This is a genomic window from Aliarcobacter vitoriensis (genome assembly GCF_003316695.1).
Lineage (GTDB): Bacteria > Campylobacterota > Campylobacteria > Campylobacterales > Arcobacteraceae > Aliarcobacter > Aliarcobacter vitoriensis.
This window is the reverse complement of sequence record NZ_PDKB01000010.1, coordinates 70573-87081: the sequence shown is the minus strand read 5'-3', so window position 1 is coordinate 87081 and position 16509 is coordinate 70573. Positions and strand designations below refer to the sequence as shown.

Genomic DNA, 16509 nt, shown 5'->3' with positions numbered 1-16509 from the left:
CTATCTAAAATTATAGGAGTTAATTTTGGTTAATTCATTGATAAATGAGCCAAAAAATTTTAATCTTTTTTTAGATTTGTTAAAGCAACTTATTCGTGTTCCATCTGTAACAGGAGCCGAACACTCTTTTTTAGTATATATAAAAAGAGAGCTTGAAGAATTAGGGATTAAAACTCAACATTATGATGGTTTATTAGTTGCTCTTGGTAATAATCCAAAAAATGGAATATTAAGTGCACACATTGATAGACATGGCGTTATTTGTACAGGTCCAAATGAGTTCCAATTTGCTGCATTTTTAGCAAAAAATCGTTCTGATTTAAAAGGAAACTCAGTATCTGAACAAACTTTCCAACTAATCTCTCAAAGATATATCAACCAACAAGTCCATGCTTATGAACCTTATAGCGGTAGTTACTTAGGAATGGGAACTATAAAAAATGCCTTTTTAAAAGAAGAAATAAACAATTTAATCTTTGAAATAGAAGGACTTTCTCATCTACAACCAGCAACTCCAATAGCATTTAGTGATAAGTTAAAACAAAATGATAATTTAATATCTGCTCAATTAGACAATGTTCTTTCAGCAGCAATTATCATATATTTGTATCAAAATGGATTTCAAGGAACTGCATTTTTTACAGCTCAAGAAGAAGCAGGAAAATCTTGGAGATTTGTACATGAATGGTTTAAAAAACAAAATCTTTGCACAAATGAACTTCTTGTATTGGATACAAGTCCTTACGAAAGTAGAGAAGAAGCGAATAAACAACTTGTAGTTTTGAGAAATAAAGACGTAAATGCAAGATTTAAATCGCCTATTTTAAAACAGCTAAAAAGTTTTTGTAAAAAAAACAAATTATCATTTTCTTGTAAAGATAAGTTTATTGAAGAAAAAAATAAGATTCGAATAGAACAAGGTTTAAAACCTTTAAGTTTAGGAAGTACTGAACTTGGAAGAATTGTGATGGAATCAAAAGGAAAGATTCAAGGAACAACATTGCAAATCCCAACAACAGGCTACCATACAGTCGATGAAACAGCTTCAATAGAATCAGTTAAGGCAATTTTATTTATTTTAAGTAGTTTATATATAACTACAAACTAAAAATTTAGAGGTATAAAATGAATTTAGCTATTATTTATGAATTAAGAGCAAACGATGTAAAAGAAGAAGACATCGAATTAATCATGGATAGAGTAAAGAATAGATTAAGTGAAGACAATATTGATAAAGAACTCGTAAAATTGGGTTATCCTAAAATATTTACTGTTGATTATAGCGAATATGACGACTATAATTATAACGAAGATTATTCACCAAACCATAAAGGAAATTTTGACGATTTAGACTAAAATATCTTATTTTATACTTTCATAAGCATTTTGTTTATGAAAGTTGCCTATCATTTCACAAAATCCAAAAAAAGAACATTTATGAATTTAATAGAAATTTTACAAAACAAAACAAATTTATCAAAAAATATTATTGAAAATATTATAAAACTACTTGATGAAGGTTGCACAATACCATTTATTGCAAGATATAGAAAAGAGTTTACAGATGGTGCAACAGATAAACAACTTAGAGATTTTGAAGAGATTTTTGAATACTCAAAAAAACTTATAGCAAGAAAAGAAGAGATAATAAATCTTTTAAAAGAGAAAAACTTTTTAGATGAAAAAATAAAAAATAATATTCAAAATGCTACAACTTTACAAGTGTTAGAGGATATTTATGCACCTTTTAAAGAAAAAAAATCTTCAAGAACAACTGCTGCTTTGGAAAATGGATTAGAACCACTAGCAAATATCATTCAAAGCATGAGATATAGTATTGAAGAATGTGAGCAAAAAGCAAAACAATTTTTAAATGAAAATATACAATCTATAAGTGAAGCAATCAACGGTGCAAAAGATATAATCGCACAAAGATATGCAGATGATTTTAAATCAAAAGAAATTTTGAGGAATCTTATACAAAATTGGGGTATTTTAGAAATAAATGAAGGTAAAGAGTTTGATAAAAATGGACTTTATATAAACTTTGTAAATACAAGTGAAAAAATAAAATATATAAAATCACATAGAATATTAGCTATTTTAAGAGCAGTAAATGAAAAACAACTAAATATAAAAGTTGAAATAGATGAAAATCATATTTTAGAAAATATAAAAAAATATAAAATTCCAGTTGAAGCAAATAGCTCTAAAGAGTTAGTATTTGATGCTTACAAAGATGGGTTAAAAAGATTGTTACTTCCAACTTTAAAAAGAGAAGCTATAACAACTTTAAAAGAAAAAGCAAGTATTGAAGCAATTGAACTTTTTGGGAAAAATCTAAAAGAGTTACTTCAAACTGCCCCGCTTGTAAATCAAATAATACTTGGAATTGACCCAGGATATAAAACTGGTTGTAAACTTGCAGTCATTGATGAAAATGGTCTGTTTTTAGATAGTGGAGTTATATATCCAACAAAACCTAAAGAAGATATACAAACTTCATCAAAAGTTGTTTTAGATTTGATTAAAAAATATAAAATTACTGCTATTGCTATTGGAAATGGTACAGCTTCAAGAGAAACTGCAAATTTTGTAGATGAACTTATAAAAAAAGAGAACTTGGAAGTAAAATATGCAATTGTTAGTGAAATAGGTGCAAGTGTTTATTCAGCTTCAAAAATAGCTTCGCAAGAGTATCCAAACCTTGATGTAACTATAAGAGGAGCAATATCTATTGCTCAAAGACTTCGAGATCCAATGGCAGCTTTAGTGAAGATTGACCCTAAATCTTTAGGTATTGGACAATATCAACATGATGTAAATCAAAAAGAGTTAAGTTTAAAGCTAGAAAATATAACAATAGACTTAGTAAATAAAGTTGGAGTTGATTTAAACTCTGCTTCATATAAACTTCTTTCATTTATCTCTGGAATTAGTGAAAAACTTGCACAAAATATTGTTGAGCATAGAGAAAAAATAAAAAAATTCAGCACAAAAGAACAACTTTTAAAAGTAAAAGGAATAGGAGAAAAAGCTTATATTCAAAGTGTTGGTTTTTTGAGAATAAAAGATGGTAAATCTATTTTAGATAATACAGCAATTCACCCAGAAGATTATGAACTAACTTCAAAATTGCAAAAAAACTATAAAGTCGAAGAAATAAAAGATTTTGAAAAAGTGGCAAATGAAATAAATTGTTCGATTTTAAAATTAAAAGATATTGTAAATGAGTTACTAAAACCTGGATATGATGTGAGAGTTGAGTTTAATCAAGTAAAATTTTCAAATGACATTTTGGATATAAATGACTTAAAAGAAGGATTTATTTTAAGTGGAATTGTAAGAAATATAACAGATTTTGGAGCATTTGTTGATATTGGGTTAAAAAATGATGCCCTACTTCATATCTCACAAATAAGTGAAAAAAGGATCTCTCATCCTAGTGAGGTTTTAAGTATAAACCAAAATCTTGAAAATCTAAAAGTTATAAGTATAGATTTGGAAAAACAAAGAATTGGAATAAGCCTAAAATGAATGTTTCAAAATCAAATCTAGGAATAATTTATATAGCTTTATGTATTTTTCTTTGGTCACTACTTGGAATTTTTGTAAAATTTGCACAATCAAACTTAGACCACTATCAGTATATGTTTTATTCATCAGCTTTCTCTTTTTTATCTTTATTATTTATAGCAATTGCAAGTAAAAATTTAAAAGAAATTCTAAGCTATACAAAAAAGATTTTTTTAGTTTTATTTGCTTTAGGATTTTTAGATTTTATGTTTTATCTACTTTTATATTTTGGTTATCACAATGCAAACTCTATTGAAGTATTGGTTATACAATATACTTGGCCTATTTTTATCCTTGTTTTATCTTTGATTATTTTAAAAGAGGATTTTACAAAGAAAAAACTTTTTGCTGTAATTTTAGGATTTATTGGTGTTAGCTTGGTTATCACTAAAGGAGATATTTCAGCCTTTAATTTTAAAAATATTGATGTTTTACTTGTAGTTATGTTATCTGCTTTTTGTTTTGCTCTTTTTTCAGTTTTGAGTAAAAAAGTTAAAATAAATGCTGTAAATGCAGTTATGATTTACTTTTTTAGTGCAACAATATACTCATTTTTTACAATGCAAACTTTCTCAAATTTTGTAATCCCAGCATCAAAAGACTGGATTGCTATTTTGGTAAATGGAGTTTTTATAAATGGGATTTCATATGTATTTTGGATAAAAGGACTTCAAATTTTTGATGCCTCAAAAGTAGCACCATTTACATTTATAATTCCTATTTTATCAGCATTTTTCCTAATTTTAGTTTTTGATGAACCTATATTAATGGTATATTTTGTAGGACTTACTTTTGTTGTTACAGCTGGACTTGTAAATAGTATAAAAACTAGATAAATCTATTTTTATACTAATAAACAACAACTTGATTTTTACCTAAATTTTTTGCTCTATAAAGTGCTTCATCTGAAAATTTAAAAATCTCTTTTAAACTAGTTTTTTCATTTTGTTCCAAAATATATACTCCTATTGAAATCGTAATACATATATTATTTTTAAATTTTAACTTTGTTATCTCTTCTTTAATTTTATTAGAATATATTAATATTTTATCTTTATCAAAATCCATAGATATTATAGAAAATTCATCTCCTCCTAATCTAAAAGCAAAATCATTCGCTCTTTTCGTAAATCTTTTTAAAACAATTGCAACTTTTTTTAAAATATTATCTCCATATAAATGCCCAAAAGTATCATTATACTTTTTAAAATTATCTATATCAATCATCATTAAAACAAAATTCTTATTCATCCTTCTAGCTCTATTTATCTCTTTTCTTACTATTTCATCAAAAAATCTTCTATTGTACAAATTTGTCAAAGTGTCTGTTATACTTAAATTCTCTAATTTCTTTTTGTCTGTTATATCTTGCCTCTTTGCAGCATAACCTAAAATATTTCCTTTTATGTCTCTTTTAATAAAAATTGTAGTTTTATACCATATATCATTTTTATTCTTGTCTAAACATCTCAATTCACCTATCCAAAGCTTATTATTTGTTATATTTTCCCAAAGCTCTTTATATTTTGATTCTTGTTCTAAAGGATGCTTTAAAATTGAGTGTTTTTTTCCAATAAGTTCTTCTTTTTTATATCCTATCAAATCACAAAAAGATTGACTAATATCAGTTATAAACCCATTTAAATCTGTTTCTGAAGAATAAGATAATTCTTTAAATTGTTCTAAAAATAAGTTTAATTCATAATTAATTATTTTTAACTGTTCATTTTCTTGTATTAAATCTTGCATTATTAATATATATCCTATAGATTAGTATTCTATAAACAATTGAATAAGTATTCTACTTCATCTATCATTAGTTTTTAATTAACCAATAGGATAGTAACTATGTTTATTTCAAATGTTGATGATGAAGAGATTATAAAATTTTATAAAACTGTTTCACAAAATGTAAAAAGATATCGCAATGAAAAAGGTATGACTCAACTAGAATTAGCCCTAACTATAGGACAAAAAGGAAATGCATTTTATAATTATGCAGAAAATAATACAAATGGAAAGCATTTTAATTTGGAACATCTATATAAAATAGCAAAAGCTTTAGATGTTCCAATAGAAGATTTTTTTAAAGAATTAAAAAACTAGAAAAATCTAGTTTTTAAAAGCTATTACATCTACTTCTACTAAAACATTTTTTGGTAATGTTTTAACAGCCACTGTACTTCTTGCAGGTGCAGTTTCAGCTTTGAAATATTGTCCGTAGATTTCGTTGAAAGCTACAAAATTATCCATATCAGATAAATAACAAGTTGTTTTTAAAACATTTTCGAAAGAACTTCCAGCCTCTTCTAAAACAGCTTTTAGATTTTCCATAACTTGTTTTGTTTGTTCTTGAACTCCACCACTTACTATTTCCATAGTAGATGGATCAAGTGCTATTTGTCCAGAAGTAAATACAAGTTTTTCAAAACTTGTAGCTTGATTGTAAGGTCCTATTGCACTTGGTGCTTTTGTTGTGCTTATTATCTTTTTCATTTTTATCCTTTATTTTTAAAGTTTGTATTATATTTAGTTTTTGCTTTCTTTCACAAAAAACAACTCAAACTCATTTTTTAGATGATTTAAAATTGGAGTTTCTGATTTTTCTAGTCCACTCATGCTAATCGCTGATTTTACGATAGTTTTTGTATATTTACTAATATCTTCTCTAATAAACATTTCATCAAGATTCAACCAAATAGCCTCACTTATCTCTTGTTTATCTTTTATATCTATTTTCAAACTTTTTGGAACTGCTTTACAAAGAACATATAAATTTGATTTATTAAATTGATGTGGATAAAAATGCCCTAAAGATACTATTTTTTCAAAATCTACAACAACTCCTGTTTCTTCAAAAACTTCTCTACTTAAAGCAGTTGTTATCATCTCTGCATCATCAATATGACCTCCAGGAAGCTTGTAGTACTCATTTCTTAAATGCTCTTTTATAAGTAAAATCTCATTCTTTTTATTGATTACTACTGCACCTACTCCCAAAGTATGATTTGCCAAAGTTGGAATAATAACTCCTTGCTTCAAAACTTTTAACAAAAGTAAATAATCACTATTACAAGAGTGAAAAGTAAAACCATATTTTGTCAAAATTGGTATAAATTCAGAATCTTTTATATCAACATATATCCAAATAAGATTTCGTTTATTTTTTATCTCTTCAATCAAAATAGCTAAACTTTTTTCAAACTCCAAAATATCTTTTGGAAAATCATTTTTTTCTATTGTTATTCCATTGTATGGGTCAAGAGTTGTTTTAAAATTGGCTATATATTCTATGCTACTTGTCATTATAAATCCTTTTACACATATCTTATTGGTAGATAAAAATCTAAAGTAAATTCTTCATTGTTACTTAGAAAATGGTTTTTTTCATATATTGTATAAGATGGATTTGTTGTTGTTTCATATCCACTTTTTATAAGCCAAGTATGATAAACCCACTGAATCAACTTGATAACATCACCATATTTTCCACTCAAATTAAATTTTGCATAAATTCCCTTTGGAACAATCAAAGAAGGCAAAGACAAATCTTTTAAACTATCTTCATCATCTAAAACTACAATCGCAATATATTGACAATCTTCAAGTGGAGTTATAATAGGGTTATCGTGATGAAGAGCTATTTGCTTATAATCTTTTATATCATTTGTATATATCCAAGTTTGAATTTTTGCCCAAGTTTGTTTTATAGTTTTATCATAACCTTTATGTCTTATATAATAACCTTTTATTTCAGGCATTTTTACAATTGTTGGCTCTATATCAAAATCTCTTTCTTCAATATTATTGGATATCTTTTCTACTATTTTATTTGAATATTTTTTATATCCACCATTTCTCCAATCTTTTGGAGTCATATTAAATCTTTGTTTGAAACTTCTTAAAAATGAAGTTTGAGAACTATATCCAATCATTAAAGCAATATCAGATATCGTAGAGTATCTATTTGTAATAAGTAAATTTGCAGCTTTTTCAAGTCTGATAGATTTTATACTTTCATAGATATTTTTTCCAAATTCTTCTTTAAATATTCTATGAAGATGAAACTTACTTATATTTAACTCACAACTTAATTCATCTATATTTATATTTGTATCAATATATTTATAAATATAGTTCATAACATCATTCGCAAGTTTTATTCGTTTTTCAAATGTAATTTTTTTCATAAGAAATTATATCAAGAATTGTATATAAATTTAGCAATAATTGATAATAATAAAAGCATTTTATGTAAAGCATAAATAATTCTTTTGATGTAGAATTTTGCCAATATATATAAAAGGATTATAAACCAATATGAAACGGTCATTTATACGAGAAATTCTTGAAGCAATAGATGAAGAAACTATCTCTTTTGCTGGTGGACTTCCAAGTCTTAATCTATTTCCAACGCAAGATTTAAAAGAAGCAACAATAAAAGTTTTAGACAATCCAAAAATTTATCAATACACAGTTAGCAATGGAATAAATGAATTAAGAGAACAAATAGCCAAAAGATATTCAGATGAAGGATTTCCTACAACAAAAGATAATATTCTGATAACAACTGGAAGCCAACAAGCTATGTATATTTTGGCAAAGTTTTTTGAAAACAAAGATATAACTATCGAAGAACCATCATATTTAGGTGCTATGAATATTTTTAGATTAAATAAGTTAAAAATGCAAGGAGTAAAGTTAGAAAATGATGGAGTAAATATTAGTGAATTTGAGAAAAGTTTTAAAAACACAAAATTAACTTATCTAATACCAGATTTTCAGAATCCAAGTGCAACAACATATAGCCAAGAAAAAAGAGAAGAAATTACAAAAATAGTAGAAAAACACGATGGTATTTTGATAGAAGATAGCCCATATAGTGAACTATTTTTTGATAAAAAAATGCCTTATATTAGTGCTAAATTACCAAAAAACTCTTTTCATTTAGGAAGTTTTTCTAAAACTTTAGTTCCTAGTTACAGAATTGGTTGGATTAGAGCAGATGAGGAAAAAATAAAATCTTTACTGATTATAAAAGAAAGTATAGATTTACACTCAAGTGGAGTTTCACAATATATTTTGGCTGAATATCTAAAAGATACTCAAAAATATGAAAAACATCTTCAATCAATAAGAGATGACTATAAAGCAAAAGCAGAATATTTTTCAAAACAATTAAAATTAATAATGCCCGAATTTAAACACCAATTACCAAAAGGTGGAATGTTTTTATATGGAACTTTTGGAGATAATATAGATACATTTGCTCTTGTTCAAGAGTGCTTAAAGAAAAAAGTTGTTTATGTTCCAGGAAATCAGTTTTATATTGATAAAGTGCCAAATGGTGAGATAAGATTTAACTACACTCATTCAAATTTTGAACAAATTGAAAAAGGTATAAAACTTATAAAAAGCTGTCTATAAGATATTTATAGGCTCTTTTTTCTTTTTTTTGTAATTTTGTAGTATATATAAGAAAAGATTACAATAGATACTAAAATTACGATTATAATCAAATGTAAATACTCTTTTAGTAACTCTTCATTATCTCCTAAGAAATACCCAAGATATGCCAAAACTATCATCCAAAGCCCTGCACCTAAAGTAGTATAAAAAGTAAATTTTGCTAAATTCATCTGTGCAAGTCCAGCTGGTAGAGATATATATTGTCTTACAACTGGTATCAATCTTCCAAAAAAAGTAGAAATATGCCCATGTTCTTTAAAAAATTGCTCTATTTTCTCTAAAGTTTCTTCTTTTATAAAAACATAATTACCATATTTTACTAATAGTTTTCTTCCCAATTTAATTGCTAAGTAGTAGTTAAACAAAGCCCCTGCAAGTGAACCTAAAATCCCCGATAATACTACTAAAAGCATACTCATTTCACCTTTATATGCCAAATATCCTGCTGGTATCATAACAACTTCAGATGGAAAAGGAATTATAAATGAACTTTCAATAAACATCATTATAAATATTCCTATATAACCTAAGCTTCCAACAGTTTGAACAATAAAGCTAATTATTTCTGATAACAATTTTATCCTTTAAATTAGATAGTTTGAAATGAAGTATTTTAAATTTGTAGAAATTGTGATAAAAATCAAAAAAATTAAGGCAAAAAGCCCTAATTATTTTTTTAACTCTCTAATTTTTGCAGCTTTACCTTTTAACTCTCTTAAATAGTTAAGTTTAGCTCTTCTTACTCTACCTCTTCTTATTACTTCAAAAGATTTTAAAGATTCACAGTATAAAGGGAATATTCTTTCAACACCAATACTATTTGCACCAAGTTTTCTAATTGTAAAAGTAGCATCAACACCATTTCCGCTTCTTCCTATAATCACACCTTCGAAAGTTTGAACTCTTTTTTTCTCGCCTTCTTTAATCTCAACACCAAGTCTTACTGTATCTCCTGCTCTAAATGCTGGAACTTCTTTAGAAGCAATTTGTGCTGCTTCGAAACTTGCAATATATCTGTTTTTCATCGTTTTTCCTTATTAGGTCTATAATATTTTGTCTTACAAATGGACATCTGGAATTTTAAGTCGCAAATTTTACTATGGTTTCCCTTTAAAAATTCTTTAATGACACTTAAATTTTGGTATTTTTCAGGTTTTGCAAAAGATGGAGCTTCTAAAAGATTGTTTTCATAGCTTTCAACTTCCAAAGAATCGGCATTTCCTAAAACACCATCTACATTTCTAGCAATTGCATCACACATAACTAAAGATGGAAGTTCTCCACCAGTTAAAATATATTCTCCTATAGAAAATACTTCATTTGCATACTTTTCAATAACTCTTTCGTCAATTCCCTCATATCGTCCACTAACCATTACTATATTTTTTTTCTTTGCCAATCTTTTTGCATCATTTTGGTGAAATGGCTTAGCAGCAGCCAACGGAAAAACAATGTATGCATCTTTGTTTTTCTTCTTTATATCATCAAGACAATCAAAAAGAGGTTGGCAAAAAAGAAGCATTCCTGCTCCTCCACCAATCATAGCATCATCAACTTTTTTATGCTTATTAGTTGTAAAATCTCTTGGATTAGAAAACTCATAAGATATAAAGTTTGATTCCACTGCTCTTTTTAATATAGAATCTTTAAAATATGGTTCTATCAAATTTGGGAAAAGGGTTACAAATGTAAATTTCAAAGCCTAAAATCCGTCCTAAAATTTTGTTTGGAATATTACCATATTTAGTTTTAGTTATTATTAAGGATTATTGATTTAGACTTCTTACTTTATTTATAATAATTATAAGAGAAGGTTTTTTATTGAAAACATTAAATGGTTTTGGAAAAAAATATTTTTCATTGTCATCAATACAAGCTTACAGTGTAGCTATATCTTTGCACAACAAAGTAGTGTCTTGTAAAAATCATTTAAAAAACAAACTTCAATTATCTTCAAAAAATGATGAAGAAATAGAAGAATTAGAACCAACCATATCGCAAATTTTACTATCATGTTTTATTTCAAAAAGTAAACCTTGCCATTGTGACTGTTTCTTTAGAAAAAAAACGGCACTTGCAGTAAGACTTTTCAAATTTATTCCAAGATGTCCATATTATACAACTTATTTTGCTTTTAGAAGAACTGGCGTTCATCCTCCATTATATACTATTTAATTCGTATCAAAAATTATAAAGATACATCCGTTTTTTAGTTTTAAGTTTTGGCTAACTAAATAGTCAATTATAGTATGGTTCTTTTTTTAAAAGGAACCTTTGAAAAAAGGATTAATAATGTCAAAAAATTATGTAATAGGATTTCCAAGAATTGGAGAAAAAAGAGAGTTAAAAAAAGTTTTAGAACAATACTGGGCAAAACAAACAGACTTTGATGAAGTAAAATATGTAGCAGAAAGTCTTAGAAAAAGACACTGGACATACCAAAAAGAAGCAAAAATAGATTTTATAGCTTCAAATGATTTCTCATATTATGACAATATGTTAGATACTACAATTTTACTTGGAGCTATTCCACAAAGATTTCAACACCTAAAAAATGAAGAGTTATATTTTGCGATGGCAAGAGGAAATCAAGATTCTGTTGCTATGGAGATGACAAAATGGTTTAATACAAACTACCATTATATCGTACCTGAAATATCTAAAGATACAAAATTTGCTTTAAACTCTAAAAAAGTAATAGAAGAGTATAAAGAAGCAAAAGAATTAGAAATAAACACAAAAATAAATTTGATTGGTGCAATAACATATTTAGGATTATCAAAAAGTGTTGATAATAGTGATGTTTTTGCTCATATAAATAGTGTAGTTGATGTTTATAAAGAACTGTTATTGGAAATTTCAAAACTTGATGAAGAAATTGTAGTTGAATTTGCTGAACCACTTTTTGTAAAAGATTTAGATACAAAAGTTTTATCTCTATTAAAACCAGTTTACGATGCACTTTCAAGCGTTGCACCAAATATTAAAATAGTTGTAACAACATATTTTGAACACTCAAATGAAGCAACAAAAATCTTAGTAAATACTCCAATTTGGGCTTTAGGATTAGATTTTATTCATGGAAGCAAAAATCTTGAGGCTTTAGAAATAATCAAAAATTCAAACAAAGTTTTGATAGCTGGTGTTATTGATGGAAGAAATATTTGGAAAAGTAACTTTGAAGATAAATTAGCTTTACTAAATAAAATTTCAAATGTTATTTCAAAAGAAAATATCATAATAGGAACTTCTTGCTCACTTTTACACGTTCCTTTTACTTTAAATTATGAAGAAAAATTAGATAGTGAAATTAAATCTTGGCTAGCATTTGCAACTGAAAAATTAAAAGAGTTATCACTTGTAACAAAACAATTCTTTGATTTAAAACTTTCTCTTGATGACAATGCAAATATAAAGAAAAATGCTGAAGAAAATGCAAAAAGAAAAATATCTACAAAAATTCATAATGCAAAAGTTCAAGATGAAATCAAAAATTTAAAAGTATTCCAAAGAGCTGACAAATTTGAAGATAGAATAAAAGTTCAAAGAGAATTTTTTAAATACGACGCACTTGCAACTACAACTATTGGGTCATTTCCTCAAACTCCAGAAATTAGAGAAAATAGAAAACAATATAAAGCAAATGCTATTTCAAAAGAGCAATATGAAGCTGAAATTAAAAAATATATTGATGATTGTGTAGAATTCCAAGATGAAATTGGACTTGATGTTTTAGTTCATGGAGAACCAGAAAGAAATGATATGGTTGAATATTTTGGTGAATTAATGGAAGGTTTTGCATTTACTCAAAATGCTTGGGTACAATCATATGGAAGTAGATGCGTAAAACCACCTGTTATTTTTGGTGATGTTTCAAGACCAAATCCAATGACTGTTGAGTGGATAAAATATGCTCAAAGTAAAACTAAAAAAGTTATGAAAGGTATGCTAACAGGTCCTGTTACAATTCTTAACTGGTCATTTGTAAGAGATGATATGCCAAGAAATGAAGTAACAAAACAAATAGCTTTAGCAATCAATAAAGAAGTGGATGATTTACAAAATGCTGGAATTAAAATGATTCAAGTTGATGAAGCAGCATTCAAAGAGGGTTATCCACTTAGAAAAGAAAATATCAAAGCTTATGAAGATTGGGCAGTTGAAAACTTCCGTTTAAGTGTAAGTTGTGCAGAAGCAAATACTCAAATTCACACTCATATGTGTTATAGCGAATTCAATGATATTATAAAAACTATTGAAGCAATGGATGCTGATGTTATCTCTATTGAAACAGCAAGAAGTGGAAATAGACTATTGAGAATTTTCAAAGAAGTAGCATATAAACAAGAAATAGGACCTGGAATTTATGATATTCATAGCCCAAGAGTTCCAAGTGTTGAAGAAATGGTTGAACAAATTAAAGCTTTAGTTGAAGTTTTACCAAAAGAACAATTATGGATAAATCCAGATTGTGGATTAAAAACAAGAAAATGGCCAGAAGTAAAAGAGAGCTTAAAAAATCTTGTTGAAGCAGTAAGAATAGTAAAAAATAGCTAAGAGCATTTGCTCTAGCTATTTTGATAAAATCAATTCAAATTAATACATTATCAAGAATAAACTCATTCACAATTTTTTCAACTATTAAACCAATTTCTGATAAAATCCACTAAAATTTCTCAAAAAAGATAGAAGATGATTACACTAAACGATATAAAAGATGCAAAAAAAAGATTAGAAAATACAGTTTCTAAAACTCCACTTATGAAAGCTCCTTTTTTAAGTATTGAAAAAAATGCCCAAATTTTCCTAAAAGAAGACAATCTACAAATAACAGGAAGTTTTAAATTAAGAGGTGCTTTTAACAAAGTAGCAATGCTTGATGATAGTAAAAGAAAAGCAGGAGTTGTAGCAGCAAGTGCAGGAAACCATGCTCAAGGTTTAGCTTTTGCAGCCCAATATTTTGGCTGTGAAGCAACTATTTTTATGCCAGAAGCAACTCCACTTACAAAAGTTTCAGGAGTAAAATCTTATGGAGCAAATGTTGTTTTAACTGGTGAAAATTTTGATGAAGCATATGCAAGTGCAGTAAAATTTGCAAAAGAAAACAATAAAGAGTTTGTTCATCCATTTGCTGATGATGAAGTTATAGCAGGGCAAGGAACAATTGCACTAGAAATTTTAGAAAATATTGAAGATATAGAACAAATTATCGTACCAATTGGTGGTGGAGGATTAATTGCAGGTATTGCAATAGCAGCAAAATCTATAAATCCAAACATAAAAATAACTGGTGTTGTAGCAAGTGGTGCAAAAGGTATGAAAGAAAGTTTTGAAGCTAGAATGCCAATAGACTCTTCAAGTGTAAGAACAATAGCAGATGGAATAGCAGTACGTGATGTAACACCAAAATTACTTGATATTATTTTAGAGTATGTAGATGAAATAGTAGAAGTAAGTGACAACGAAACAGCAAATGCAATTTTATTTTTATTAGAACGACATAAACTTATGGTTGAAGGTGCAGGAGCAGTTTCAGTTGCTGCTATTATGCATGATAAAGTTGATATTGCAAATAAAAAAGTTTGTGCAATAGTTAGTGGTGGAAATATAGATGTTACTATGTTATCACTTATTATTGAAAAAGGTTTAATAAAATCTCATAGAAAAATGAATCTTATAGTTACACTTATGGATAAACCAGGGGCTTTGATGCACTTAACGGAAGTATTCTCACAATGTTCAGCAAATATAGTTCAAATAGATTTTGATAGAAACTCTTTAAAACTAGAGTTTGGAGAAGCACATGTAACTATCGCTTTAGCAACAAAAGGTGAAGAACATCAAGAGCAAATAAGAGAAAATTTGAAACAATATGGATATAGATTTAAACAAATCTAAATTATTTTACAACATTTATAAAATTTTTAGAAAACAAATATTATAATCCAAGCATAATTTAGTAAATGTAGAAACAAAGACAAAGGAAGAGTATGGAAGGAAGACTGTTTACATTCTTAGGAACAATCGGTGGACACGGACAAGAATGGATAATTTTATCTCACTACGTTTTAGTAATTGGGATTATTTTCTTAATTTCAAATATGGCAACTAGAAGATTGCAACTAGTTCCAACTGGTTCACAAAATGTTATGGAAGCATTTGTTGGTGGTGTTATTGGTATTGGTAGAGATTCTATGGGAGAGCAAAACTCAAGAATCTATATGCCACTTATTGGTTCATTGGCTTTAGTTATTTTTGTTAGTAATATGATGGGAGTTATCCCAGGATTTGAAGCTCCAACTTCAAATATCAACTTTACTTTATCTTTAGCTTTGATAGTATTTGTATATTACAACTACTTAGGTATTAAGAAAAATGGTTTTATAAACTATTTCAAACATTTTATGGGACCTTTACCAATATTAGCTCCTTTAATGTTCCCAATAGAGATTATCTCTCATTTATCAAGAATTGTATCTTTATCTTTCAGGCTGTTTGGTTCTGTAAGAGGAGATGATATGTTCTTAATGGTACTTCTTATGTTAGTACCTTGGATTTTGCCATTACCAGGATTTTTCCTTTTAGCTGTAATGGGTGTGTTACAAGCATTTATTTTTAGTATCCTAACTTATGTTTATATAGCAGGATCTATTATGATGGAAGAAGAACATCATTAAGATGTCTTTGTAAAATAAAAAGGGAATAAGTAAAACTTATTCCCTTTTTTTATGGAGAGAATATGACAAATATAAAATCTTATCTTATCACTGATCCAAAGTATTTTTCAGATAATCCAAAAATATTTAAACAAACTTTAGAAAATAGTTTAAAATTACACAAAATAGATTTTGCTTGTTTTAGAGATAAAACATCTACAAACTTTGAAAAGTTAGCAAAATTATTTTTAGATACTTGCAACGAATTTAAGATAAAAAATATCTATCTAAATTCCAATATTCAACTAGCAAAAGATTTAAATTTTGATGGAGTTCATCTAAACTCAACACAATTTGAAAAAATAGGATTTGCAAAAAGTCTAAATTTAAAAACTATTATATCTTGTCACAATCATAAAGAGTTAAAACTAGCCTTTGATAAAAAAGTGGATTTTGTAACATACTCACCTATTTTTGATACACCAAATAAAGGTGAAGAAAAAGGAATAGAAGATTTAAAGCAAACTATAAAAGAGTTTAAGAGTCTAAATATATTTGCACTAGGTGGTATAATAAATGATATTCAAGTAAATAAAATATCGCAAACAAATGCCTATGGATTTGCTTCTATTCGCTACTTTATTGCTAGTAATTAAGCCAAATCATCTATCAAATATAAATCCAAACTTAAATTAATCAAGAATTAATACATATTTAATGACTTTAAGAAAAGTTTAATTTTTTCTCATATAAAATAGTCGCGACGGTAAGCAAGGAAATATTATTTTTTGCAAATCGATTAAAATTT

Annotated in this window: 18 protein-coding genes; 11 read left to right on the top strand and 7 right to left on the bottom strand. The window is 27.1% G+C overall.

Going from position 1 to position 16509, the window contains the following annotated elements; genetic code table 11:
* The first annotated feature begins 25 nt into the window (after window positions 1–25).
* The 4 genes from CRU91_RS07085 to CRU91_RS07070 all read left to right on the top strand — a co-directional run bounded on the left by CRU91_RS07085 (window position 26) and on the right by CRU91_RS07070 (window position 4412).
* Window positions 26–1108 carry a peptidase M42 gene (locus tag CRU91_RS07085; RefSeq protein WP_113894524.1) on the top strand — a complete coding sequence of 361 codons (1083 nt, stop codon included), beginning with the start codon at window positions 26–28 and terminating at the stop codon, window positions 1106–1108.
* Between the two features lie 17 nt (window positions 1109–1125).
* Window positions 1126–1356, top strand: coding sequence for a hypothetical protein (locus tag CRU91_RS07080; RefSeq protein ID WP_113894523.1), 231 nt, complete (start codon window positions 1126–1128; stop codon window positions 1354–1356).
* An 81-nt stretch (window positions 1357–1437) separates the two neighbouring features.
* A complete protein-coding gene (locus CRU91_RS07075) occupies window positions 1438–3537 on the top strand; it encodes a Tex-like N-terminal domain-containing protein (RefSeq protein ID WP_113894522.1) in 2100 nt (699 codons plus the stop codon).
* Complete coding sequence (locus CRU91_RS07070; protein ID WP_113894521.1) at window positions 3534–4412, top strand: DMT family transporter; 879 nt, start codon at window positions 3534–3536, stop codon at window positions 4410–4412. Before CRU91_RS07075 ends, CRU91_RS07070 begins: the two co-directional genes overlap by 4 nt.
* Before the next feature lie 13 nt (window positions 4413–4425).
* On the opposite strand, the gene CRU91_RS07065 is transcribed toward CRU91_RS07070, so the two are convergent.
* Entirely contained in the window at window positions 4426–5325 is a 900-nt protein-coding gene (locus CRU91_RS07065; RefSeq protein WP_113894520.1) for a sensor domain-containing diguanylate cyclase, read from the bottom strand.
* A gap of 99 nt (window positions 5326–5424) precedes the next feature.
* On the opposite strand from CRU91_RS07065, the gene CRU91_RS07060 reads away from it, so the two are divergent.
* Complete coding sequence (locus CRU91_RS07060; protein ID WP_113894519.1) at window positions 5425–5682, top strand: helix-turn-helix transcriptional regulator; 258 nt, start codon at window positions 5425–5427, stop codon at window positions 5680–5682.
* Between the two features lie 6 nt (window positions 5683–5688).
* Here CRU91_RS07060 and CRU91_RS07055 read toward each other — a convergent pair whose 3' ends face one another.
* Genes CRU91_RS07055 through CRU91_RS07045 form a run of 3 tightly spaced genes read right to left on the bottom strand, consistent with a single transcriptional unit; the run spans window position 5689 to window position 7766 of the window.
* Complete coding sequence (locus CRU91_RS07055; protein ID WP_113894518.1) at window positions 5689–6072, bottom strand: RidA family protein; 384 nt, start codon at window positions 6070–6072, stop codon at window positions 5689–5691.
* Between the two features lie 33 nt (window positions 6073–6105).
* Window positions 6106–6882 (bottom strand): NUDIX hydrolase, encoded by a 777-nt coding sequence (locus tag CRU91_RS07050; RefSeq protein ID WP_235826970.1) that lies wholly within the window; start codon window positions 6880–6882, stop codon window positions 6106–6108.
* Between the two features lie 11 nt (window positions 6883–6893).
* Window positions 6894–7766, bottom strand: coding sequence for an AraC family transcriptional regulator (locus CRU91_RS07045; RefSeq protein WP_113894516.1), 873 nt, complete (start codon window positions 7764–7766; stop codon window positions 6894–6896).
* Between the two features lie 130 nt (window positions 7767–7896).
* On the opposite strand from CRU91_RS07045, the gene CRU91_RS07040 reads away from it, so the two are divergent.
* Window positions 7897–9003, top strand: coding sequence for an aminotransferase-like domain-containing protein (locus CRU91_RS07040; RefSeq protein WP_113894515.1), 1107 nt, complete (start codon window positions 7897–7899; stop codon window positions 9001–9003).
* A 5-nt stretch (window positions 9004–9008) separates the two neighbouring features.
* Here CRU91_RS07040 and CRU91_RS07035 read toward each other — a convergent pair whose 3' ends face one another.
* The 3 genes from CRU91_RS07035 to trmD form a co-directional block, all read right to left on the bottom strand.
* A complete protein-coding gene (locus tag CRU91_RS07035) occupies window positions 9009–9620 on the bottom strand; it encodes a DedA family protein (RefSeq protein WP_113894514.1) in 612 nt (203 codons plus the stop codon).
* 93 nt (window positions 9621–9713) lie between these two features.
* Window positions 9714–10070, bottom strand: coding sequence for a 50S ribosomal protein L19 (gene rplS / locus CRU91_RS07030; protein WP_113894513.1), 357 nt, complete (start codon window positions 10068–10070; stop codon window positions 9714–9716).
* Window positions 10067–10744 (bottom strand): tRNA (guanosine(37)-N1)-methyltransferase TrmD, encoded by a 678-nt coding sequence (trmD, locus tag CRU91_RS07025; protein ID WP_113894512.1) that lies wholly within the window; start codon window positions 10742–10744, stop codon window positions 10067–10069. Before trmD ends, rplS begins: the two co-directional genes overlap by 4 nt.
* Before the next feature lie 122 nt (window positions 10745–10866).
* Between trmD and CRU91_RS07020 the strand changes: the two genes are divergently transcribed.
* From CRU91_RS07020 to CRU91_RS07000, 5 genes are all read left to right on the top strand, one after another.
* Window positions 10867–11220, top strand: coding sequence for a hypothetical protein (locus CRU91_RS07020; RefSeq protein ID WP_113894511.1), 354 nt, complete (start codon window positions 10867–10869; stop codon window positions 11218–11220).
* A gap of 117 nt (window positions 11221–11337) precedes the next feature.
* Window positions 11338–13602 carry a 5-methyltetrahydropteroyltriglutamate--homocysteine S-methyltransferase gene (gene metE, locus CRU91_RS07015; protein WP_113894510.1) on the top strand — a complete coding sequence of 755 codons (2265 nt, stop codon included), beginning with the start codon at window positions 11338–11340 and terminating at the stop codon, window positions 13600–13602.
* Window positions 13603–13737: 135 nt separating this feature from the next.
* Window positions 13738–14943, top strand: a complete 1206-nt coding sequence (gene ilvA, locus CRU91_RS07010; RefSeq protein WP_113894509.1) for a threonine ammonia-lyase — start codon at window positions 13738–13740, stop codon at window positions 14941–14943.
* A gap of 92 nt (window positions 14944–15035) precedes the next feature.
* Window positions 15036–15722 (top strand): F0F1 ATP synthase subunit A, encoded by a 687-nt coding sequence (locus CRU91_RS07005; protein ID WP_113894508.1) that lies wholly within the window; start codon window positions 15036–15038, stop codon window positions 15720–15722.
* Between the two features lie 62 nt (window positions 15723–15784).
* Window positions 15785–16357 (top strand): thiamine phosphate synthase, encoded by a 573-nt coding sequence (locus tag CRU91_RS07000; protein WP_235826969.1) that lies wholly within the window; start codon window positions 15785–15787, stop codon window positions 16355–16357.
* Window positions 16358–16509: the final 152 nt, after the last annotated feature.

Bases quoted from the DNA above. Each gene is read 5' to 3' on its own strand.
- rplS (WP_113894513.1), bottom strand. From the start codon at position 10,070: ATGAAAAACAGATATATTGCAAGTTTCGAAGCAGCACAAATTGCTTCT.
- CRU91_RS07060 (WP_113894519.1), top strand. From the start codon at position 5,425: ATGTTTATTTCAAATGTTGATGATGAAGAGATTATAAAATTTTATAAA.
- CRU91_RS07055 (WP_113894518.1), bottom strand. From the start codon at position 6,072: ATGAAAAAGATAATAAGCACAACAAAAGCACCAAGTGCAATAGGACCT.
- CRU91_RS07065 (WP_113894520.1), bottom strand. From the start codon at position 5,325: ATGCAAGATTTAATACAAGAAAATGAACAGTTAAAAATAATTAATTAT.
- CRU91_RS07000 (WP_235826969.1), top strand. From the start codon at position 15,785: ATGACAAATATAAAATCTTATCTTATCACTGATCCAAAGTATTTTTCA.
- ilvA (WP_113894509.1), top strand. From the start codon at position 13,738: ATGATTACACTAAACGATATAAAAGATGCAAAAAAAAGATTAGAAAAT.
- CRU91_RS07075 (WP_113894522.1), top strand. From the start codon at position 1,438: ATGAATTTAATAGAAATTTTACAAAACAAAACAAATTTATCAAAAAAT.
- CRU91_RS07070 (WP_113894521.1), top strand. From the start codon at position 3,534: ATGAATGTTTCAAAATCAAATCTAGGAATAATTTATATAGCTTTATGT.
- CRU91_RS07040 (WP_113894515.1), top strand. From the start codon at position 7,897: ATGAAACGGTCATTTATACGAGAAATTCTTGAAGCAATAGATGAAGAA.
- CRU91_RS07005 (WP_113894508.1), top strand. From the start codon at position 15,036: ATGGAAGGAAGACTGTTTACATTCTTAGGAACAATCGGTGGACACGGA.
- CRU91_RS07080 (WP_113894523.1), top strand. From the start codon at position 1,126: ATGAATTTAGCTATTATTTATGAATTAAGAGCAAACGATGTAAAAGAA.
- CRU91_RS07050 (WP_235826970.1), bottom strand. From the start codon at position 6,882: ATGACAAGTAGCATAGAATATATAGCCAATTTTAAAACAACTCTTGAC.
- metE (WP_113894510.1), top strand. From the start codon at position 11,338: ATGTCAAAAAATTATGTAATAGGATTTCCAAGAATTGGAGAAAAAAGA.
- CRU91_RS07045 (WP_113894516.1), bottom strand. From the start codon at position 7,766: ATGAAAAAAATTACATTTGAAAAACGAATAAAACTTGCGAATGATGTT.